Annotated in this window: 19 protein-coding genes; 5 read left to right on the plus strand and 14 right to left on the minus strand. The window is 73.0% G+C overall.

Going from position 1 to position 19,402, the window contains the following annotated elements; genetic code table 11:
* Positions 1-61: 61 nt before the first annotated feature.
* Positions 62-421, minus strand: a complete 360-nt coding sequence (locus K7396_RS15965; protein WP_223660003.1) for a hypothetical protein — start codon at positions 419-421, stop codon at positions 62-64.
* A gap of 100 nt (positions 422-521) precedes the next feature.
* On the opposite strand from K7396_RS15965, the gene K7396_RS15970 reads away from it, so the two are divergent.
* Positions 522-1,631 (plus strand): DUF5937 family protein, encoded by a 1,110-nt coding sequence (locus K7396_RS15970; protein WP_152104643.1) that lies wholly within the window; start codon positions 522-524, stop codon positions 1,629-1,631.
* Positions 1,632-1,785: 154 nt separating this feature from the next.
* Here K7396_RS15970 and K7396_RS15975 read toward each other — a convergent pair whose 3' ends face one another.
* Both K7396_RS15975 and K7396_RS15980 read right to left on the minus strand, forming a co-directional pair.
* Positions 1,786-2,469: a response regulator gene (locus tag K7396_RS15975; RefSeq protein WP_152104642.1), complete on the minus strand. Its 684-nt coding sequence runs from the start codon at positions 2,467-2,469 to the stop codon at positions 1,786-1,788.
* A 77-nt stretch (positions 2,470-2,546) separates the two neighbouring features.
* Entirely contained in the window at positions 2,547-3,755 is a 1,209-nt protein-coding gene (locus tag K7396_RS15980) for a sensor histidine kinase (protein ID WP_152104641.1), read from the minus strand.
* Positions 3,756-3,928: 173 nt separating this feature from the next.
* On the opposite strand from K7396_RS15980, the gene K7396_RS15985 reads away from it, so the two are divergent.
* Together K7396_RS15985 and K7396_RS15990 are read left to right on the plus strand one after the other, a co-directional pair.
* Positions 3,929-5,044, plus strand: coding sequence for an SAM-dependent methyltransferase (locus K7396_RS15985; RefSeq protein WP_152104640.1), 1,116 nt, complete (start codon positions 3,929-3,931; stop codon positions 5,042-5,044).
* 53 nt (positions 5,045-5,097) lie between these two features.
* Positions 5,098-6,240, plus strand: a complete 1,143-nt coding sequence (locus K7396_RS15990; protein WP_086717420.1) for an NADH-quinone oxidoreductase subunit D — start codon at positions 5,098-5,100, stop codon at positions 6,238-6,240.
* Positions 6,241-6,429: 189 nt separating this feature from the next.
* On the opposite strand, the gene K7396_RS15995 is transcribed toward K7396_RS15990, so the two are convergent.
* The 4 genes from K7396_RS15995 to K7396_RS16010 all read right to left on the minus strand — a co-directional run bounded on the left by K7396_RS15995 (position 6,430) and on the right by K7396_RS16010 (position 10,490).
* Positions 6,430-7,761 carry a hypothetical protein gene (locus K7396_RS15995; protein ID WP_223660005.1) on the minus strand — a complete coding sequence of 444 codons (1,332 nt, stop codon included), beginning with the start codon at positions 7,759-7,761 and terminating at the stop codon, positions 6,430-6,432.
* Between the two features lie 118 nt (positions 7,762-7,879).
* Positions 7,880-8,848 carry an ABC transporter substrate-binding protein gene (locus K7396_RS16000; RefSeq protein ID WP_086717422.1) on the minus strand — a complete coding sequence of 323 codons (969 nt, stop codon included), beginning with the start codon at positions 8,846-8,848 and terminating at the stop codon, positions 7,880-7,882.
* Positions 8,849-9,060: 212 nt separating this feature from the next.
* Entirely contained in the window at positions 9,061-9,753 is a 693-nt protein-coding gene (locus tag K7396_RS16005; protein WP_086717423.1) for an ABC transporter permease, read from the minus strand.
* A 2-nt stretch (positions 9,754-9,755) separates the two neighbouring features.
* On the minus strand, positions 9,756-10,490 hold the full coding sequence (locus tag K7396_RS16010; protein WP_086717424.1) for an ABC transporter permease: 735 nt from the start codon (positions 10,488-10,490) through the stop codon (positions 9,756-9,758).
* Positions 10,491-10,667: 177 nt separating this feature from the next.
* Between K7396_RS16010 and K7396_RS16015 the strand changes: the two genes are divergently transcribed.
* The gene (locus K7396_RS16015; RefSeq protein ID WP_223660007.1) at positions 10,668-11,939 is read left to right on the plus strand and encodes an ABC transporter ATP-binding protein; all 1,272 of its coding nucleotides are present in this window, start codon (positions 10,668-10,670) and stop codon (positions 11,937-11,939) included.
* 53 nt (positions 11,940-11,992) lie between these two features.
* Here K7396_RS16015 and K7396_RS16020 read toward each other — a convergent pair whose 3' ends face one another.
* The 6 genes from K7396_RS16020 to K7396_RS16045 all read right to left on the minus strand — a co-directional run bounded on the left by K7396_RS16020 (position 11,993) and on the right by K7396_RS16045 (position 17,406).
* Positions 11,993-12,490 carry a DUF3180 domain-containing protein gene (locus K7396_RS16020; protein WP_086721387.1) on the minus strand — a complete coding sequence of 166 codons (498 nt, stop codon included), beginning with the start codon at positions 12,488-12,490 and terminating at the stop codon, positions 11,993-11,995.
* Positions 12,491-12,613: 123 nt separating this feature from the next.
* On the minus strand, positions 12,614-13,261 hold the full coding sequence (gene folK, locus K7396_RS16025) for a 2-amino-4-hydroxy-6-hydroxymethyldihydropteridine diphosphokinase (RefSeq protein WP_223660009.1): 648 nt from the start codon (positions 13,259-13,261) through the stop codon (positions 12,614-12,616).
* Positions 13,258-13,617 carry a dihydroneopterin aldolase gene (folB, locus tag K7396_RS16030; RefSeq protein ID WP_030077148.1) on the minus strand — a complete coding sequence of 120 codons (360 nt, stop codon included), beginning with the start codon at positions 13,615-13,617 and terminating at the stop codon, positions 13,258-13,260. The genes folK and folB overlap by 4 nt, the downstream gene beginning before the upstream one ends.
* A gap of 405 nt (positions 13,618-14,022) precedes the next feature.
* Entirely contained in the window at positions 14,023-14,499 is a 477-nt protein-coding gene (locus K7396_RS16035) for a nuclear transport factor 2 family protein (RefSeq protein ID WP_086718901.1), read from the minus strand.
* Between the two features lie 5 nt (positions 14,500-14,504).
* On the minus strand, positions 14,505-15,422 hold the full coding sequence (gene folP / locus K7396_RS16040) for a dihydropteroate synthase (protein ID WP_223660011.1): 918 nt from the start codon (positions 15,420-15,422) through the stop codon (positions 14,505-14,507).
* A gap of 136 nt (positions 15,423-15,558) precedes the next feature.
* Complete coding sequence (locus tag K7396_RS16045; protein WP_167392782.1) at positions 15,559-17,406, minus strand: phosphatidylglycerol lysyltransferase domain-containing protein; 1,848 nt, start codon at positions 17,404-17,406, stop codon at positions 15,559-15,561.
* 141 nt (positions 17,407-17,547) lie between these two features.
* On the opposite strand from K7396_RS16045, the gene K7396_RS16050 reads away from it, so the two are divergent.
* Positions 17,548-18,663: an alpha/beta hydrolase gene (locus tag K7396_RS16050; protein WP_086718888.1), complete on the plus strand. Its 1,116-nt coding sequence runs from the start codon at positions 17,548-17,550 to the stop codon at positions 18,661-18,663.
* A 94-nt stretch (positions 18,664-18,757) separates the two neighbouring features.
* Here the strand turns inward: K7396_RS16050 and folE are convergent, their stop codons facing one another.
* Entirely contained in the window at positions 18,758-19,363 is a 606-nt protein-coding gene (folE, locus tag K7396_RS16055; protein WP_086718890.1) for a GTP cyclohydrolase I FolE, read from the minus strand.
* Between the last annotated feature and the right edge of the window lie 39 nt (positions 19,364-19,402).

Below are 19,402 nucleotides of genomic sequence, written 5' to 3' on the forward strand. Positions count from 1 at the left end.
CGGTGGGCGGCAGGCCCCAGTTCGGCCGACGGCGGCTGGGAGGCCGTGCGCTCGGGGCGGGTTATGGCGTGGCGTCCGACGGGAGTCGCGGGGCCGTCTGCGGGGTGCCGTCGGCGTGGGTGGTGGAGGCGGGCGCCGGCGCGGGTGCTTGGGCGGAGGTGGGGGCCTGGGGAGGGGTGGGGTGGGGCGGGGGGAGGGGGCGGCGGGGAAGACGGAACAACGCCGCCACCCCCTCCCCCACCCCCCGCCGCACACGCCCCACCAGCCGGTCCTCGGGTGCCGTGACCACGGCCAGGAAGCGGCGCCACTGCGTGATCTCCCGGGCGGTGCGGACGGTGTGGACGCCCGGGGCGGGCGGTGCGGCCTCGCCCCGCTGGGCGGCGCGGTAGCTGTCGAGGAGGTGCTGCTGAGTGGCGTTCATGTGCCTCACTGTGGGGCGGCCCGTTGCTCCGTGGCCCGTCGATTGACGGGAGCCGTCAATCGACGTCCGTGCAGGTGGCAGGCTCGCGCATGATGGGCGCATGGCCAACGTCATCGACATCACCGGGCTGCCGCCGGAGCGCGTCGTCTTCTCCCCCTCGCCCCTGGCGGAGCTGGGCGCCGCGCTGCATGCGCTCTCCGAGCCGGGCCACCATCCCGGGCTGCACGGCTGGGTCACCGCGACCAACGCGGCGTTGCCTGCCGACCTGGCCGACCGGCTGTGCGAGGCGGACTTCCTGTGGCGGTCGTCCCGTACCGACATCCTGCTGCCGGCCCGTCCCGGGGCGACGCTGGCCGAGGAACTGGACGAGCTGGACAAGATCGACGACGAGCGGTTCGTGGCGGCCGCGTTCGAGATCACCTGCTCCCCGCGGTACACCCGCCCCACCCCCTCGCCGCTCGTCGATGCGGACGAGCGGGCGCGGGTACGGGAGATGGCGGCCGCGCGCGGTCCGCGGCAGGCGGCCTTCACCGACCGGATGCTCACCGACCCCGACGGCCTGCGGGTGTGGCTGCGCCGCCTGCTGGAGGACTGCGAGGAGGCGTTCTTCGGGGACGTCTGGCGGCGGGAGGGCATCCAGCTGGCGGCCGACGCCCGGCACAAGACCGAGCTGCTGCGCCGCAAGGGCCTGGCCGAGACGCTGTCCGCGACGTCGAAGGCGCTGTCCCTGGAGGAGGCGCAGGACGGCAGCGGCGCCACCCGCATCCTGGTCGACAAGCTGGCCCAGGGACGGACGACGGCCTTCGCGAGCCCCGGGGACCCGGGCGTCACCTTCCTTCCGACGACGTTCGGCTGGCCGCATCTGGTGTTCAGCCACGCCCCGGGCTGGCGCCCCGTGCTCCAGTACCCGGTCGCCGGGCCGGAGTTGTCGGCTCCGGCCGCCCTGGAACTCGTCCAGCAGCGTCTGGAGGCGCTGGGGCACCCGATGCGGATGCAGTTGTGCCGGACGCTGTCGCGGGGGCCGCATACGACGGGGGAGCTGGCGACCGCGTTCGGCATCACCTCGCCGGAGGTGTCGCGGCATGTCGCCCTGCTGAAGAAGGCCGGGCTGATCCGGACGCGGCGGCGCGGGCGCTATGTGCTGCACCAGCTGGACCTTCAGGTGGTGGCCCGGCTGGGCAGCGACTTCCTCGAAGGCGTCCTGCGCTGACGGCGGGGGGCAGCGCAGGCGGGAGGGGGCAGCGCAGGCGGGGAGGGGCGGTGCGGGCGCGGGGCTCCGAACGCGCACCCGCCCCGCGCTCCCTGACCCCGCCGGCCGCCCCACCACGCCCGCGGCGCGCCCCGCCCCGTTGTGCCCCGCTCTCTTACGCCCCCGCTCCGCCCGCCCGCACCAGCCCCGTCTCGTATGCGAGGACCACTGCCTGGACCCGGTCGCGGAGGCTCAACTTGGTGAGGATGCGGCCGACATGGGTTTTGACGGTGGCTTCCGAGAGCACCAGCCGTGCCGCGATCTCGCCGTTGGACAGCCCCTGGGCGACCAGCAGCAGCACCTCCCGCTCGCGCTCCGTCAGCCGTTCCAGCTCGGGCCGGGACGGCTCGGCGGAGGTGGCGGGCAGCATCGGCGTGAAGCGGTCGAGCAGCCGGCGGGTGGTGGAGGGGGCGACGACCGCGTCGCCGCTCTCCACCGCGCGGATCGCGGCGAGCAGTTCGCCGGGCGGTACGTCCTTGAGCATGAAGCCGCTGGCGCCGGCCTTCAGCGCGGAGAAGGCGTATTCGTCGAGGTCGAAGGTGGTCAGGATGAGGACCTTCGGGGCGTCTTCCTTCTGTCCGCCCTCGCAGATCCGGCGGGTGGCCTCGACGCCGTCGAGGTGCGGCATCCGTACGTCCATGAGGATCACGTCGACCTGGGTGGTGCGCAGCACGTCGAGGGCTTCCACGCCGTTGCCCGCCTCCGCGACGACCTCCATGTCGGGCTGTGCGGCCAGCACCATCCGGAAACCGGTGCGCAGCAGCACCTGGTCGTCGACGAGCATCACGCGGATGGTCATGGGGAGGGGTCCTTTCGTGCAGGAGTGGGGGCCGAGCGTACGGGGTGGGGCGGGCCGGTCCTCGGGGACCGCACCGCTCACCGTGCCGGTGTGAGCGGCAGGACGGCGCTGACCCGGAAGCCGCCGCCCGGCCGTGGTCCGGCGGCCAGGGTGCCGCCGACCATGCCGACGCGTTCGCGCATCCCGATCAGGCCGTGGCCGAGGCCGTCCGCCCCGCCCTCCTCGTACAGCTCGCGCTGGGCGCCGCGTCCGTCGTCCTCGATGAGCAGATCGAGGTCGTCGTCCTTGTAGGAGAGGCGGACGGTGGCGCCGACGGCGGGGCCGCCGTGTTTGCGGGTGTTGGTGAGCGCTTCCTGGACGATGCGGTAGGCGGTGAGTTCGACGCTGCTGGGCAGTTCCCGCGGTTCGCCCTCCACCTGGAAGTCGACGGGCAGCCCCGCGCCGCGCACCTGTTCCATGAGGTCGCCGAGCTGGTCCACGCCGGGCTGGGGGACGTATTCGCCGCCCTCGGGCTGTTCGCCGGTGCGCAGCACGCCCAGCAGCCGGCGCATCTCGGCCAGTGCCTGGCGTCCGGTGCCGGAGATCGTCTCCAGTGCCTGCCGGGTCTGCTCGGGCGCGGCGTCCAGGACGTATGCGGCGCCGTCGGCCTGGACGACCATGACCGAGACGTTGTGGGCGACGACGTCGTGCAGTTCGCGGGCGATCCGGGCACGTTCGGCGGCCACCGCGATCCGGGACTGGGTCTCGCGCTCCTTCTCCAGCCGGGCGGCCCTCTCCTCCAGTTGTGCCCAGTAGGCGCGGCGGGTGCGCATGGAGTCGCCGAGCACCCAGGCCAGGACGAAGGGCACGGTGAGCAGCACGGTGAAGAAGACGTTCTGCGAGATCGTCCGGCTGCCGAAGGCGTCGCTGAAGCGGAGGGCGGAGAGGGCGGGCCCGAAGAGGGCGCCGGCCAGGGCGCAGCGGGAGGCCCAGCGGGGGACGGCGGGTGCGGACGCGACGGTGTAGGTGATCACGAACATCGCGAAGTCGGCGGCCATGGTGGGGATGCCGCAGATCAGCTGGCCGACGCCGATGGCCGCCGTGAGCAGCAGCATGGGCACGGGGATCTTGCGGCGCAGCGCGACGACCAGGCACAGGCCGACGGTGAAGATCGCGGCGAAGATGCGGGTGATGCCGCCTTGGGCATCGACCGCGACCCACAGGCTGCCGAACCCGAGCAGGAGGACGGCCCAGAAGGTGTCCACTCCCGTCGGGTGCCTGCGGAGGAAGTCATAGAGGCGCTGCACGTAACCCAGCGTAGGCACCCTGAATACGTGTACGAGTCAACCGGAGGAGCGATCCTGTGCGCGGGGCCTACTCCCCAAGGTGGAGACCCCATGCGCCAAATGTGTCGGAACGGGGGACGGCCTGCGCGGCGGCCCGTCCGCGTGTACGGGCGGGCGCCCGTACCGTGGGGCGGGTGACGAACGAGTGGTGCGGGTGGCGCGAGGCCACGGAGCGGGCGCTGTACGGTCCGGACGACGGCTTCTACACGCGCCCCGGGGGCCCCGGCCCGGCCGGTCACTTCCGTACCTCCGTGCACGCCTCTCCCCTGTACGCGGGCGCCGTCGCCACCCTTGTGTGCCGCGTGGACTCCGCTCTGGGCCGGCCGGACGAGTTGGCGCTGGTCGATGTGGGGGCAGGGCGCGGGGAGCTGCTGACCGGGGTGCTGGCCGCGCTGCCCGGTGAGGTGGCGGCGCGGCTGCGCCCCTGCGCGGTCGAGCGTGCCGCGCGCCCGGCGGGCCTCGATCCGCGGATCGAGTGGCGGGGCGGGCTGCCGGCTCCGGGTTCGGTGACCGGCCTGCTGTTCGCGAACGAGTGGCTCGACAATGTGCCGGTGGACGTCGTGGAGACGGATGCGGACGGGGTGCCGCGCCGGGTTCTCGTGCGGGCCGACGGCACGGAGCGGCTGGGCGCGCCGGTGGACGGCGCGGACGCGGAGTGGCTGCGCCGGTGGTGGTCCCCCGCTCCGGCCCCGGAAGCCGCCGCGGGGCGGACCCCGGACGCCGCCGTGGAGCGTGCCCCGGGCGCCGCCCGCGCCCCGTCCCGCCCTGCCGCCCCGGACGCCGCTCCCTCCCCCGGCCTGCGTGCCGAGATCGGCCGGCCGCGGGACGAGGCGTGGGCGCGGGCCGTCCGTACGCTGCGCGCGGGGCTCGCGGTCGCCGTCGACTACGCGCACGAGCGGGGCGACCGGCCGCCCTTGGGCACGCTCACCGGCTTCCGTGACGGCCGGGAGGTGGCGCCGGTCCCGGACGGGAGCTGCGACATCACGGCGCATGTGGCGCTGGACGCCTGTGCCGGGCCGTCGGCGCGGCGGCTGACCCAGCGGGCGGCGCTGCGGGCCCTGGGGGTGGACGGGCGGCGGCCGCCGCTCGCCCTGGCCGCCACCGACCCTTCCGGGTACGTACGGGCGCTGAGCGCGGCGGGGGCGGCGGCGGAGCTGACCGACCCGGCGGGCCTGGGCGGCTTCGGGTGGCTGGTGGAGCCGGTGGGCGGGGCGGGGGCGGACCTGCTCGGGGCGGTGGGCGCCGCCTGAGGGCCCTGAGGGCCAGGGCGGGGGCCGCGCGGGCATGCTGCAAGACTGTTCCCATGACGGAGACGACGGTCGGCATCGGCGGCGCGGCGGAGAGCACCGACATGGTGCTGAACATCGGCCCGCAGCATCCCTCGACGCACGGCGTGCTGCGGCTGCGCCTCGTCCTGGACGGCGAGCGCATCCAGCACGCCGAGCCGGTGATCGGCTATATGCACCGGGGTGCCGAGAAGCTCTTCGAGGCGCGCGACTACCGGCAGATCATCATGCTCGCCAACCGGCACGACTGGCTGTCGGCGTTCTCCAACGAGCTGGGCGTGGTGCTGGCCGTCGAGCGGATGCTCGGCATGGAGGTGCCGGAGCGCGCCGTGTGGCTGCGGACGCTGCTGGCCGAGCTGAACCGGGTGCTGAACCATCTGATGTTCCTCGGCTCGTACCCCCTGGAGCTGGGCGGCATCACCCCCGTCTTCCACGCCTTCCGTGAGCGGGAGGAGCTCCAGACCGTCATGGAGGAGATCTCCGGCGGCCGGATGCACTACATGTTCAACCGCGTCGGCGGCCTCAAGGAGGACCTGCCGGCGGGCTGGCTGGGCCGGGCCCGGCACGCCGTCGCGGAAGTGCGCTCCCGGATGGACGTCTTCGACAATCTGGTGCTGGGCAACGAGATCTTCCGGGGCCGTACCCGCGGGGTCGGGGTGCTCGCGCCGGAGACGGTGCACGGGTACGGCGTCTCCGGGCCGATCGCGCGGGCCTCGGGCGTGGACTTCGATCTGCGGCGCGACGAGCCGTATCTCGCGTACGGGGAGCTGCAGTCCACGCTCAAGGTCGTCACCCGCGAGGAGGGCGACTGCCTGGCGCGCTTCGAGTGCCTGCTGGAGCAGAGCCACAACGCGCTCGATCTCGCCGATGCCTGTCTGGACCGGATCGCGGAGCTGCCGCCGGGGCCGGTCAACCAGCGGCTGCCGAAGGTCCTGAAGGCTCCGGAGGGCGCGACGTACGCCTGGACGGAGAATCCGCTCGGCATCAATGGCTACTACCTCGTCTCCAAGGGGGAGAAGACGCCCTACCGCCTCAAGCTGCGCTCGGCGTCGTTCAACAACATCCAGGCGCTGGTGGAGCTGCTGCCGGGCACGCTGGTCGCCGATATGGTCGCCATTCTCGGTTCGCTGTTCTTCGTCGTCGGGGACATCGACAAGTAGACGGGACGCGCGGCTTTCCCCGCCACCCTCGCCCCCGGCCTGTGGACAAGCCGGGGCTCCCGGCCGGCCGGGGCCGTAGGACGCACCGCCGGGAGCCGCGCGGCGCAACCCGGAGCAGCCCGGCCCCGGAGCGGATGAACGCTCCGGGGCCGGGCTGCTGTCGGATCGGGCTCGGCCGCGGTGTCCGGGTCAGGAGATGGCGCTGCGCAGTGCGCCGACCTCGAACTGGTCGGTCTCGTCGTGCGCGGTCAGGTCGATGACCTCGCCGGAACCCGCGGTCGTGGCACCGGCGGTCGTGGCCCCCGCGGGCTGCTCACCGTCCGCCTGCTCGCCGACGCCCTGCTCGCCGACGCCCTGCTCGCCGTCGGTCTGCTCGCTGTCGGTCTGCTCGCTGTCGGTCTGCTCGCCGTCGGCGGGCTCGGCCTGCGCACGCTGACCGTCCGCACGCGCACCGTCCGCGTGCCCGCCGTCGGCATCGGCCTGCTCCGCGGACGGCTGGGAGCGCGCGTCCGAACGGGCCGCGTGGGCGGTGCGCGCCCGCGCACGGGCCGACTGTTCGGCGAGCGCCTCGTCACCGACGACGTCCGCCAGGTCGTCCTCCAGCGGCGCGGTCAGCTCCCGGGGACCGGGGCCGGTGGCGGTGGCGTTGCCGAAGAAATCGAAGCCGCCCTGCGCGCGGGAGGTGGCGGCGGGACGGGACGGGACGACAGCGGCGGCGGTGGCCGGGACCGGGCGGAGGGCGGGTCCGGCGGCGGCCGTACGGGCGTCTGCGCCGCCCGTACGCTGCCCGGCTGCCGCCGGCGGGTTCCCCCGGCCGTCGTCACCGCCCCGGCCGCCCCGGGCGTCGCGGCCCGCGGCCGGTCCGGACCCGGTGGTCCCTTCGGTACCGGCGCCGTCCCGTGGCGTCCGGGCGGCCTTACGGGCGGTGCGCTGCCGGGCGGCGTTGCGTGCCAGCTGGCGCAGCGCCCGGTCGGCGTCGGCGTAGCTGGCGGTGGTCCGGGCCGGGCCGTCCCCGTGCGCGACGGGCTCGTGCCGGGCCGGGGCGGACGTCTCCCCCGCCCGGACGAAGTGGAGCGCCCGGGGGAGCGCGGCGGCGGCCGGCAGTGCCTTGGCGGGGGCGGCGGCCTCGATGGCGAGCAGCCGGCGGCCCTCCAGGGCGCTGGCCCGCTCGGTCTCGGCGGTGGCGTAGCGGCGCAGCAGCGCGGCGTGTTCGCTGCGCAGGCGGGCCAACTCGGCGCGCTTGGAGCGGAGTTTGGTCTCCAGGCCGGCGCGGCGCTCGCGGGATTCCTCCACATCCGTTTCGAGTTCGGCGATCCGCTCCTCGGTGCGCCACTCGTCGCGCACCCGGGCGCGGTCGAGTTCGGCGACCCGTCGGCCGGCCGTACGGTCCCAGGTCCGCAGAAGGACGGCGCCGGTGACGGCGGCGGCGGCCGCGCCCGCGGCGAGCACCCGTTGCACCAGATCGTCGCCGACAAACCACGCGCCCGCGGCGCAGGCTATTGACGCACCGGCGACCGTCACGGGAGGAAGCAGCCGGTGGAGGGGTGGGGATTGGCGGTGGCGTCCTCGTGGCATGGCCAGAAACTTACCGTGCGTGCGGGACCTATGGGGCCCCGCACACCAATCCGTTTCCCGGTGGTTACTTCGTGACCAGCCCCTTGGACTCCACATAAGCCTGCGCGACATCCGCGGGCTTGAGCCGTTCGGCATCGACCTTGCGGTTCAACGCGATCAGATCTTCGGTCGTCAGGGTGCGGGTGAGCTTCCCGAGGGCGGTCTCGATCTCCTTGTCACCTGCGCTTTCGGCATTCACCACGGGCAGCACATTGTCGGCGTTCTGAAGCTTCTTGTCGTCCTTGAGGAGCACCAGCCCGAAGGTGTCGAGCGTGGCGTCCGTGGTCGTGGTGAGCACCAGTTGGTCGGTGCCGTCCTTGACCGCCTGCTTGGCCTGCGGGGTCCCGACGCCCTTGGGGTCCAGCGCCGTGATGTCGATGCCGTACGTCTTCTCCAGGCCGGGCTTGCAGAACACCCGGGTCTCGCACTCCTCACCCGCCGCGATTTTGACCTTCTGCTTCGATGCGCCGAGGTCGGAGAGGGTCTTCAGGTCGTGGTCGGCGGCGAATTCCCTGGTGACCGCGAACGCGTTCTGGTCCGTCGCCCCGCCCGCCGCCAGCACCTTGAGCCCGCGCGGCCCGGCGAGCTTCTTCAGGGCCGTCACCGTCTTGTCGATGTCACTGGAGGCGACGGGCTTCGCCTTGCTGCCGTTCTTCTTCGCGTTGAGGAATTCGGCGAGGGTCGAGGCGTATTCCGGAACGACATCGATCTGCCCCTTCTCCAGGGCAGGTTCATACAGCTCGCGATTGGCCAGGGTCTGCACCCGCGTGCGGTAACCGGCTTCCGCCAGGACCTTGGAATAGATCTCGGCGAGCACCTTCGACTCGGTGAAACCGGCCGAGCCGATGACGATCTCGTCGGTGCCCGCGCCCTTGCCGTTGCCGCCGCCCTTCTCCTCCAGGCTCTGGCCACCGCACGCGGCCGGTCCGGCCGCCAGTGTGATCACTGCGCCCGCGGCCACCGCGGTGCGCGCCACACGTGACTTGCTGCTCATGGATGCCACCATTCAGTCCGTTCGGATCGGGTCGGGTCGGTCGAGGTCGGTTCTGCCGGTCGGAGGTCAGGTCTGCGCGGGTCGGGGCTGTGCGGATCGGGTCTGCCGGGTCGGGTCTGTGCGGGTCGAGCCGGTCGGTCCCGGGCCCGGCCCCGCCGAGCAGGCTCGATCGGGTCGGCCGGCCAGGTCCCATGAGGCCGGATCGCCTCGCGTCACGCGCGGGCCGTACGGACCGCGCGCCGCCGCCCCCGCATCGGGTCGAGGAACCGCTCCGCGAGGACGAGGACGCCCTCCACGGTCAGGGCGAGCACGGCCACCAGGACGGCGCCCGCGACCACTTGTGCGGTGTCGTAGTTGCCGAAGCCCGCGGTGATGATCCGGCCCAGGCCCCCGCCGCCGGCCAGCGCGGCCAGCGTCGCGGTCGCCACCACCTGGACCGTGGCCGAGCGCAGGCCCGTCATGATCAGCGGATAGGCGAGCGGTATCTCGACCCGCAGCAGGAGTTGCGGCCCCGACATGCCCATCCCGCGCGCGGCCTCGACCACATCGCGGTCGGCCTCCCGCATTCCCAGATAGGCGTTGGTCAGCAGCGGCGGCACCGCGAACAGCACCAGCGCGACGATCGCCGGCCAGTCGCCCCGGGTCCCCAGCGGACTGAGCGTCAGCAGCACCAGCACCGCGAACGTCGGCACCGCCCGCCCCACGTTGGAGAGGTTGACCGCCAGCGCCCCGCCCTTGCCGAGGTGCCCCAGCCAGAGCGCCACGGGCAGGGCTATCAGGCAGGACAGCACCAGACACAGCCCGCTGAGCCAGAGATGCTCGGCCAGGCGGTGCCAGACGCCTTTCTCCCCGGCCCAGTTGGCGGCCGTCGTCAGCCACTGCCAGGCTCCGGTGATCGCTCCCACGGTCAGCCCACCGCCTTCGCCGCACGGGCTCCGCGCCCCGCCCGGCCCCGCCCCCGCGCCTGCGTCCTCGTCCAGGGCGTCAGCAGCCGCTGCACGCCCATGAGCAGCAGATCGGCGAGCACCGCCAGCAGCACGCACAGCACCGAGGCCGTCAGCACCTCCGCCTTGAAGAAGCCCTCCATGCCGCTGGCTATGAGGTTGCCCAGGCCGCCGTAGCCGACGACGGAGCCGATGGTCGTCATCGCCACCGTCGAGACCGTGGCGATCCGCAGCCCGGCCACCAACGCGGGCAGCGCGAGCGGGAGTTCCACCTCGCAGAGCAGGCGCGCCGGACCGTACCCCATCCCGCGGGCGGCCTCGCGCACCTCGGCGGGCACCGCCTGCAGACCGGCGAGGATGTTGCGCACCAGGATCGTCAGCGAGTACAGCACCAGGCCCGTCACGACCACGGCGGCCGAGACCCCGAAGACCGGCGTCAGCAACGCGAACATCGCCAGCGAGGGGACGGTGTAGAGCACGGTCGTCAGCCCCAGGACCGGTCCGGCGGCGGCCCGCCACCGCCGCGCCACCAGCGCCAGCGGAAAGGCGATCAGCAGCCCGATCAGCACCGACACGGCCGTGATGCCGAGGTGCTGGACCGTGGCGTCCACCAATTCCTGGCCACGGGTGCGCAGATACTCGCCGCAGATCCAGTCGTTCCGCGCCAGACAGCCCGCTCCGGCGGCACCGCCGCTCATGGCCCGTCACCTCCCCCGCCCCGTTCGCTCACCTTTTCGGTGACTGTCTGCGACCCTAAACCCCGCCACTGACAATCGGACCGGTCCCGCAGCTCATCGGCCACATCGCCATCCGCGCGCAACACCGCGTTCACGACCGCCCGGCCACAATGGGCCCGTCCACACCTGGGGGAACGCATGATCCGCTTCGAGCACGTCACCAAGAGCTACGCCGACGGCACCACGGCCGTGGACGACCTCACCTTCGAGGTCGCCGAGGGCGAACTCGTCACGCTCGTCGGGCCGTCGGGCTGCGGCAAGACCACGACGATGAAGATGGTCAACCGGCTCATCGAGCCCACCGCCGGCCGCATCCTCCTCGACGGCGAGGACATATCCACCCTCGACCCCGTCCGGTTGCGGCGCCGGATCGGCTACGTCATCCAGCAGGTCGGCCTGTTCCCCCACAAGACCGTCCTGGACAACACCGCCACCGTCCCGCACCTCCTCGGCCGGCCCCGCAAGCAGGCCAGGGCGCGCGCCGCCGAACTCCTCGACCTGGTCGGCCTGGACCCGTCCACGTACGGCGACCGCTACCCCGACCAGCTCTCCGGCGGCCAGCGCCAGCGCGTCGGGGTGGCCCGCGCGCTCGCCGCCGACCCGCCGGTGCTGCTGATGGACGAGCCGTTCGGCGCGGTGGACCCGGTGGTGCGCGAGCACCTCCAGAACGAGTTCCTGCGGCTGCAGTCCACGCTCCGCAAGACGGTCCTCTTCGTCACCCACGACATCGAGGAGGCGGTCCGGCTCGGCGACCGCATCGCCGTCTACGGGGCGGGCCGGATCGAGCAGTTCGACACCCCCGCGGCGGTGCTGGGCGCCCCCGCGACCCCGTACGCGGCCGCGTTCGTCGGCGCGGACCGGGGCCTGAAGCGGCTCTCCGTCACGCCCGTCGAGCGCGGCGACCTCGAACAGCCCCCGGTCGTCCGCCTCGACGACCCGGCGGCCCAGGCCGCCGCCCGCCTCGCCGCCGACGGCGCCGCCTGGGCAGTCGTCCTCGACGCCGACGGCGCGCTGTACGGCTGGGTCCCCGCCGAGGCCCTCACGGGCGCCGCGGCCACCCACCCCGCCGAGCCCTCCCCCCAGGCCGCCACCGTCCGCGCCCACGCCCGCCCGATGGACGCCCATGTGCCGCTCGGGGCCCCGCTCAGGCAGGCGCTCAGCACGATGCTGCAGCACGACGCGGGCTGGATCGCGGTCCAGGACGGCGACCGCCACCTGGGCGTCCTCACCCCCGCCCGGCTGCACACCGCGCTGCGCCGCTCCACCACGGCGGACGCCGCGAACGTCCCGCGCACTCAGGTGGCGCTCGATACGGTCCCCGGACCGGCGGTCCCGGCCACGGCCGACGGCCACGTCAGGACCCCGGGCACCGTCACGGCCCCGGCCGGCACCCCGGACGACGACGCCTGACCCGCCCTGGAAGGCGCCCCCGCCCAAGCCCCCGACCGGCCCCCCGGCCGGTCTCACACCCTCGCGTCGGCCCCGCCGTCGCCGTTCCCGTTGCCGTCGTCCTCCGGCAGCTTGCACACCCGCTCCAGGAAGATCGCCGCGGCGACCACCGCCGCGCCGGCGAGCACCGACAGACCGGCGTAGATCGCCTGGTCCCTGCGGGGTGCGACATCGAGGCCGGTGGTCAGCAAGAAGACGCCGACGCCGCCGTACAGCCCCGCGACCAGCGACGCCACCAGCGCGCTCGCCTGGCCGAAGACCACCGCGCGGGCAGCCACCAGCGGATCGACGCCCTTGGCGCCCGGCCGGCGCTCGCGCTGGGCGCGCAGCCGGGAGCGGAGCGAGAACGCGGTGTAGGCGAGGACCGCGGCGATCAGCGCCAGCACGACCGGCGCGGCCACCGGCACGCCGGGAAGGGTGCCGAGGGCGTCCCACAGCCGGGCGCCGCCCCAGGCCAGCACCCCGGCCGCCAGGAACAGCCCGACCAGCACCTTGATGTGTAGCTGCTTCACCGAGCGATCGCCCCTCGTGCCGTCCTGACCATGCCTGCCGTGGCGGCCGTTGCTGTCGTGACGGCCGCCGTGTCCGTCCCGTACGGATGCCTCCCGCAGGGAACGGACCCGCAACCCTAACGGCTACTCGGGCAGTCGCAGTTCCAGGTCCGAGCGGGGCGCCACGCCGTCGCGGCCGAGCGCCGACAGCAGCGCGGCCACCGCGCCATGCCCCGGAACCTCTGCCTCCGGTTCGATGTCGTACCACGGCGCCAGTACGAACGCCCGCTCATGGGCCCTCGGGTGGGGCAGCGTCAGCCGCGGGTCGTCGGAGAGCACGTCCTGGTACGCGACGATGTCGACGTCGATCGTGCGCGGCCCCCACTGCTCGTCCCTGACCCGCTCGAAGGCCTCCTCGATCGCGTGCCCGCGCTCCAGGAGGGAGGCCGGCGGCAGCGTCGTCTTGATCAGCACCACGGCGTTGAAGTACGTCGGCTGGGAGCCGGGGGCCACGCCCCAGGGCTCGGTCTCGTAGACCGGGGAGACCGCCTTGACCCGCAGACCGGGGGTGTCCTCCAGCGCGTCGACGGCGCCCTGGAGGATCTCCAGGCGGTTGCCGAGGTTGCTGCCGAGCGAGATCACGGCGCGTTTGGGGTTGGAGAGCGTCACGTCCGCGGCGTCCACCTGCTCCACGACGGAGGCGGGCACCGGCTGGACGGTCGGGTCACCGGGCTGGGGGTGCCGCACCGCGGCTCCCTCGGGGGTGGCGGTCGGCTGACGGGCGGAATTCATACTCGGCTCCGAGTGATGGTGATGGTCACGTCATCGAAGGGGACGGTGATGGGCGCGTCCGGCTTGTGCACCACCACCTCCACCTCCTGCACGCCCTCGTGCTTGAGGCACTGGCCGGCGATGCGCTCCGCCAGGGTCTCGATGAGGTCGACGGGCTCGCCCTGCACGACGGCCACCACCTCCTCGGCCACGACGCCGTAGTGCACGGTCTTCGCGAGATCGTCGGAGGCCGCTGCCGGGCGGGTGTCCAGGCCGAGCACCAGGTCGACGATGAACGTCTGGCCCTCCTCGCGCTCACGGGGGAACACCCCGTGGTGGCCCCGGGCCTTCAGCCCACGCAGCGCGACACGATCCACGCGAATCACTCCCACTGGTCCACGGCACCTCTGGCGCCACTGTTCGTCGGATTCCGGGCAGCCGCCGGAGCGATCCGGCAACACTGCCCCGCCGTCGAATCTACCTTCGAGGAACGACGGTCCTCGCCTACGGGGGCTATGGACAAGACCCCGCCCGCCTGCTAAAAGCCGCCCTCAGGGACAGCGTCCGGCAAACCGGGAGATCGTCCGCGCGGCCTCTTACCCCCCTGCCCACGCCCCACCCCTACCCGTACCGCACTTGGCTCGAACGGGTGCGCCCTCGCCCGGATGGCTGACCCCCACGACTGACGACGGCCCCGGCCCGCGCCCGGACGCCGGGGCCGTCGGCATGGCGAGGCTCACACCCCGCCCGCCTCCCCCGGGCCACACCCCCGGCGGCGGGGCTCAGAGCGTGTCCGCGTCGCCGTCGCCGTCGGAATCGCCGGATTCGTCGTCCTCGTCGTCGCGGTCCGCGAGCACCGGAGAGCCGTGGTGCGACCACACCCGCCAGCCGTCCTCCGTGCGCCGGAAGACATTGGTCGCCACGACCAGCTGGCCGATCAGCGGCCCCACCGAGCCGTCGTCCTCCGCGGGCCCGCCGCTGAGGATGTTCTCGGTGCAGGTCACCAGCGCGGTGTCACCGACGACGTCGATCTCCACATCGGTGAGGAAGAACTGGATGTACTCGGTGTTCGCCATGATCAGGGCGTACGAGCGCAGCACCTCGCCGCGCCCGCGCAGCACCGGCCACCCGGGGTGGACCACACTCACCTGACCGTCCAGCCACAGCTCGGACAGCGCCTCGTGATCGCCGCGCTCGATGGTCTCGTACAGGGTGGTGTTCGCCTGCTCGACCAGCTCGATGTCCGTCCGTGGGCCCAAGCCGCTCACACCGTTCCCGTCGTGTCGCTCATCTCGTCCGTACCGGCCGCGGCCGTGCCGCCGGCCGCTGCCGCGTCCTCCACGGCACGGGCCACCCGTACCGCGTCCGCGCTCGCCCTGACCTCGTGCACCCGCACCGCCCAGGCCCCCTCTCGCGCCACGATCGCCGACACCGCCGCCGTCGCGGCGTCCCGTTCCCGGGCCGGCGGCGGGGCGGCCTGCCCGTCGCCTGCCAGCACCCTGCCCAGGAACCGTTTCCTCGATGCCGCCACCAGCAACGGACGGCCCAGCGCGCGCAGCCGTGCGAGCCCGGCGACCAGCGCGAGATCGTGCTCCGCCTGCTTCGCGAAGCCCAGGCCGGGGTCGAGGACGATCCGGTCCGGATCGATCCCGCCGGCCACCGCGCGGGCCATGCTCCGCCCGAGTTCGTCGACGACCTCGGCGACCACGTCCCCGTAGACGGCGCGGTTGTTCATGTCGATGGACTGGCCGCGCCAGTGCATCACCACGAACGGGACGTGGTGCGCGGCCACCACGGGCACCATCGCCGGATCGGCGGCGCCCCCGCTGACGTCGTTGACCAGGCACGCCCCGGCCTCCACGGCCTGCTCGGCGACCGAGGCGCGCATGGTGTCGACGGACACCACGACGCCGGCCGCGGCGAGCTCCCGCACGACGGGGACGACCCGGCGCAGCTCCTCGGCCTCGTCCACCCGCGCCGCGCCCGGCCGGGTCGACTCGCCGCCCACGTCCACCATGTCGGCGCCCTGCGCCACCAGGTCCAGGCCGTGTTTGACGGCGAGTTCGGTGTCGAACCAGTCACCGCCGTCGGAGAACGAATCGGGCGTCACATTGACGACGCCCATCACCGCGCAGCGTTCCCAGTCCGGGAGTCCGGCCACCCGGCCACGCAAGGTACTCATGGCACCAGCGTAGGCCGTGTGCCGACCGGCCGGATTGCTGCCGTCCGCTGGGGGGCCGCCCGGACGCCGGCCCGCTCCACGGCGATGCGGAACAGCCCCCTCCGGTGCCCCCTCAGGTGCCCGCTCCGGCAGCCGGTCAGGCCGCCCGCCCGACCGCGCCCGCCGCTTCGGCCGGCTCCGGCAGGTGCGCGCACGGCCGCGGCCCGGCGGTCTTCCGCCGCCGCAGCACGCGCGGCAGGCTCAGCTCCAGATAGCCCTCGGCCTGCAGCGCCGCCAGGCCGATCCGGGGGATGTCACGGCTGTTGCGGAAGACCACGAAGCGGGGCTCCCAGCGCGGCCGGAACTTGTCGTTGAACTTGTAGAGCGACTCGATCTGGTACCAGCGGGACAGGAAGATCAGCATCCCGCGCCAGACCCGGATGACCGGACCGGCGCCCAGCTTCTCGCCGCGCTCCAGCGAGGAGCGGAAGACCGCGAAGTTCAGCGACACCTGCTGGATCTCGAGGTCCGGGGCGGCCTGCAGCGCGGCGACGATCAGCAGCTCGTTCATCCCGGGGTCGGCGCCGCGGTCGCGCCGCATCAGCTCCAGGGAGATCCCGCGCTCGCCCCACGGCACGAAGTGCTGCATCGCCTTCAGGTCGCCGAACGGGCCCTCCTCCTCGCCCTCACCGGCCGGCAGGTGCGCGGTGGCGATGACCGCGTCGCCGTCGGCCACCGCGTCGATCCGGCCCAGCGCCATCGAGAAGCCGCGCTCGGTGTCGGTGTCCCGCCAGGCGTCCGCGGCCCGCTGGAGCCGCGCCAGCTCGGCCGGTTCCAGGTCGCGCACCCGCCGCACCCGGGTCTCGTAGCCGTTGCGCTCGATGCGCTTGACCATCTGCCGGACGTTGCGCATCGCACGGCCGCTGAGGGTGAAGCCGGCCACGTCCACGATCGCCTCGTCGCCGAGCTCCAGCGCGTCCATGCCGGTCTCCCGGGTCCACACCTGACCGCCGGTCTCGCTGCAGCCGGTGACCGCCGGGGTCCAGGAGTGCGCCCTGGCCTCCTCCATGAAGCGCTCGATGGCGCCCGGCCATGCCTCGACGTCGCCTATCGGGTCGCCGCTGGCGAGCATCACACCGGAGATCACCCGGTAGCAGACGGCGGCCTTGCCGGTCGGGGAGAAGACGGCGCCCTTGTCGCGGCGCAGCGCGAAGTAGCCGAGCGAGTCGCGGGCGCCGTGCCGGGCGAGCAGCTCGCGCAGCTGCCGCTCGTCGTCGTCGGTCAGCCGGGCCGCGGGGTGCTCGGGGCGGAAGGCGAGGTACGCGGTGGTGGCCACCGTCAGCAGGCCGAGCGCGCCGAGGGAGTAGCCGACGGTGTAGTCCACCTGGTGGGTGTAGACGACCGGGCCCTCGAAGCCGAACAGGCCCCACAGCACGTGCTGGACGCGGTCCCAGACGGAGGGCGAGCCGACGGTCTTGTTGGGGTGGGAGCTGACGACGACCATGCCGATGGCGAAACTGGCGCCGCCCAGGACGACGAGGTTGGCCAGCGCCTTCCAGCGGCTGCGCGGGTCGGGCAGCGCCGCGAACTCCTTGCGGTGCCACACCAGGAACACCAGGAGCGCCATCGAGAGCACCGCGCCGAACACGGAGTGGCGGTAGACCAGCTGGGCGGCGGTGCCCACGGGCAGCAACGCCACCGCCGCGCCCCAGGCCCGCCGCTTGCGCCGCTTGAGCCCGTGGGCCAAAAGGAGCAACAGGATGCCCACGACGATCGACGCGGCGGCCGCGAGGGGGCTCACCGCGCCCGGCAGCACCTCGGCGAGGGCGTGCACCCGGCTGTGCCGGAACCGCGGGAACACGCCCGCGGCCAGGTTCAGCAGGCCGACGACGACGCCGGCCGTGCCGACCCACCCCGGCACCGCTTCGGGCCGCGGGCCGCGGAGCCAGCGTGGCGTTCGCCACGCAACCGTCTCCGACTTTTCGCCATCTAGCCTGTCAGACATCACTTTCCCGTCGCCCCGGTCGAGAGAACGTGCGAGCCTTGTCGCAGCATCTGGACTTTTTGCGCCCTGTATGACGGCGTTTCAGGGCTAGGGGTTCCACCAGCGGTACGGAAGGCCCGGCCGCCCGGAAGAAAGCACCGCATGGGTCTCACCAGTAAGAAAGTGCTGCTTCTCGCCGTCCTCGTCGCGGTGGCACTGTTCATCCTCACCGTGTGGCTGTGGCCCCGCCTGTCCCAGGGCAACTGGCGTGCCGTACTCGGCCGGGTCGGACTCCTGGTGGCGACCCAGCTCTCCCTCTTCGCCGCGGTCGGCCTCTACGCCAACAATTCCTTCGGCTTCTACGCGTCCTGGGCCGACCTCTTCGGCCAGGAGCAGGAGCCGGGCGTGGTCACCAACTACCAGACCGGCCCGAACGGCACGAAGCTGCAGATGCTGGGGACCGAACGGGTCAGCGTGCAGAACGGCTCGCGCCCGGCGGCGGGCGGCCGGATCGACAAGGTGCTGATCCGCGGCGAAAACTCCCAGATCGCCAGCCCCGCCTTCGTCTATCTGCCGCCGCAGTACTTCCAGAAGAAATACGCGCACCGGAAATTCCCGGCGGCACTCGTCCTCACGGGCTATCCGGGCACCGCGGAGGCGCTCTACAAGAAGCTGCATTTCCCGCAGACCCAGCACGAACTGCTCAAGAAGCACAAGATGCAGCCGACCGTCCTGGTGATGATGCGCCCGACGGTGGCGCCGCCGCGCGACACCGAGTGCGTGGACATACCGAACGGCCCGCAGACCGAGACCTTCTTCACCAAGGACCTGCGCGCGGATATCGCCGCGCACTACCGAATAGGGCGCGAGGCCAGGAACTGGGGCGTCATCGGCGACTCCACCGGCGGCTACTGCGCGCTGAAGATGGCCATGCGCCACCCCGACGCGTACTCCTCCGCCGTCGCCCTCTCCGGCGCCTACAAGGCACCCCTCGACGCCACCACCGGCGACCTCTTCGGCGGCAACCCGCAGCTGCAGCGCGAGAACAACCTGCTGTGGCGTCAGCGGCACCTGCCCGCCCCCGAGGTGAACCTGCTGGTCACCAGCAGCAAGCAGGGCGAGGGGAATTACCACCAGACCCTGCGGTTCATCCAGCAGACGAAGTCACCGAGCCGGATCTCGTCGATCATCCTCGACAGCGGCGGCCACAACTTCAACACCTGGCGCCGCGAGATCCCGGCCGCCCTGGAGTGGCTGGGCAACCACCTCAGGGCCTGACGGGCGGCCGCCCGTCCTCCCGTACCCGCCGCGCGGCCGGGTCCCTCCGCAGCAGGCGAGGGACCCGGCCGCCGGCGTGCCGGGCCGCGTTGTCTCAGCGGGCGAGTATCAGGCTCATCGCCTCGGCGCGGGTGGCGGCGTCGCGCAGCTGGCCGCGCACGGCCGACGTCGTCGTCTTGGCCCCCGGCTTGCGCACCCCGCGCATGGTCATGCACATGTGCTCGCACTCGATGACGACGATCACGCCCCGCGGCTCCAGGATCTCCATCAGCGAGTCCGCGATCTGCGTGGTCAGGCGCTCCTGGACCTGCGGACGCCGGGCGTACACGTCCACCAGCCGCGCCAGCTTGGACAGCCCGGTGATCTTGCCGTCGGCGGACGGGATGTAGCCGACGTGCGCCACACCGACGAAGGGCACGAGGTGGTGTTCACAGCTCGACACCAGCTCGATGTCCTTGACCAGCACCATTTCGTCATGACCGAGGTCGAACGTGGTGGTGAGCACGTCCTCCGGCTTCTGCCACAGCCCGGCGAAGATCTCCTTGTACGCCCGCGCCACCCGGGCCGGCGTCTCCAGGAGGCCCTCGCGGTCCGGGTCCTCGCCCACCGCGATGAGGAGCTCGCGGACGGCGTTCTCCGCGCGCTTCTCGTCGAAAGTGCCGATCTTGCCGGCGACGTCCAGCGTCACAGGGTCGGTCATGTGGTGCCTCGTTCCTTCTGTGCCCGCTCGAAATCGCGG

The sequence above is a fragment of the Streptomyces angustmyceticus genome (genome assembly GCF_019933235.1).
In the GTDB taxonomy this organism is placed as follows: domain Bacteria; phylum Actinomycetota; class Actinomycetes; order Streptomycetales; family Streptomycetaceae; genus Streptomyces; species Streptomyces angustmyceticus.

Bases quoted from the DNA above. Each gene is read 5' to 3' on its own strand.
- K7396_RS15965 (WP_223660003.1), bottom strand. From the start codon at position 421: ATGAACGCCACTCAGCAGCACCTCCTCGACAGCTACCGCGCCGCCCAG.
- K7396_RS15970 (WP_152104643.1), top strand. From the start codon at position 522: ATGGCCAACGTCATCGACATCACCGGGCTGCCGCCGGAGCGCGTCGTC.
- K7396_RS15975 (WP_152104642.1), bottom strand. From the start codon at position 2,469: ATGACCATCCGCGTGATGCTCGTCGACGACCAGGTGCTGCTGCGCACC.
- K7396_RS15990 (WP_086717420.1), top strand. From the start codon at position 5,098: ATGACGGAGACGACGGTCGGCATCGGCGGCGCGGCGGAGAGCACCGAC.
- K7396_RS16000 (WP_086717422.1), bottom strand. From the start codon at position 8,848: ATGAGCAGCAAGTCACGTGTGGCGCGCACCGCGGTGGCCGCGGGCGCA.
- K7396_RS16010 (WP_086717424.1), bottom strand. From the start codon at position 10,490: ATGAGCGGCGGTGCCGCCGGAGCGGGCTGTCTGGCGCGGAACGACTGG.
- K7396_RS16015 (WP_223660007.1), top strand. From the start codon at position 10,668: ATGATCCGCTTCGAGCACGTCACCAAGAGCTACGCCGACGGCACCACG.
- folK (WP_223660009.1), bottom strand. From the start codon at position 13,261: ATGAATTCCGCCCGTCAGCCGACCGCCACCCCCGAGGGAGCCGCGGTG.
- folP (WP_223660011.1), bottom strand. From the start codon at position 15,422: ATGAGTACCTTGCGTGGCCGGGTGGCCGGACTCCCGGACTGGGAACGC.
- K7396_RS16045 (WP_167392782.1), bottom strand. From the start codon at position 17,406: ATGTCTGACAGGCTAGATGGCGAAAAGTCGGAGACGGTTGCGTGGCGA.
- K7396_RS16050 (WP_086718888.1), top strand. From the start codon at position 17,548: ATGGGTCTCACCAGTAAGAAAGTGCTGCTTCTCGCCGTCCTCGTCGCG.
- folE (WP_086718890.1), bottom strand. From the start codon at position 19,363: ATGACCGACCCTGTGACGCTGGACGTCGCCGGCAAGATCGGCACTTTC.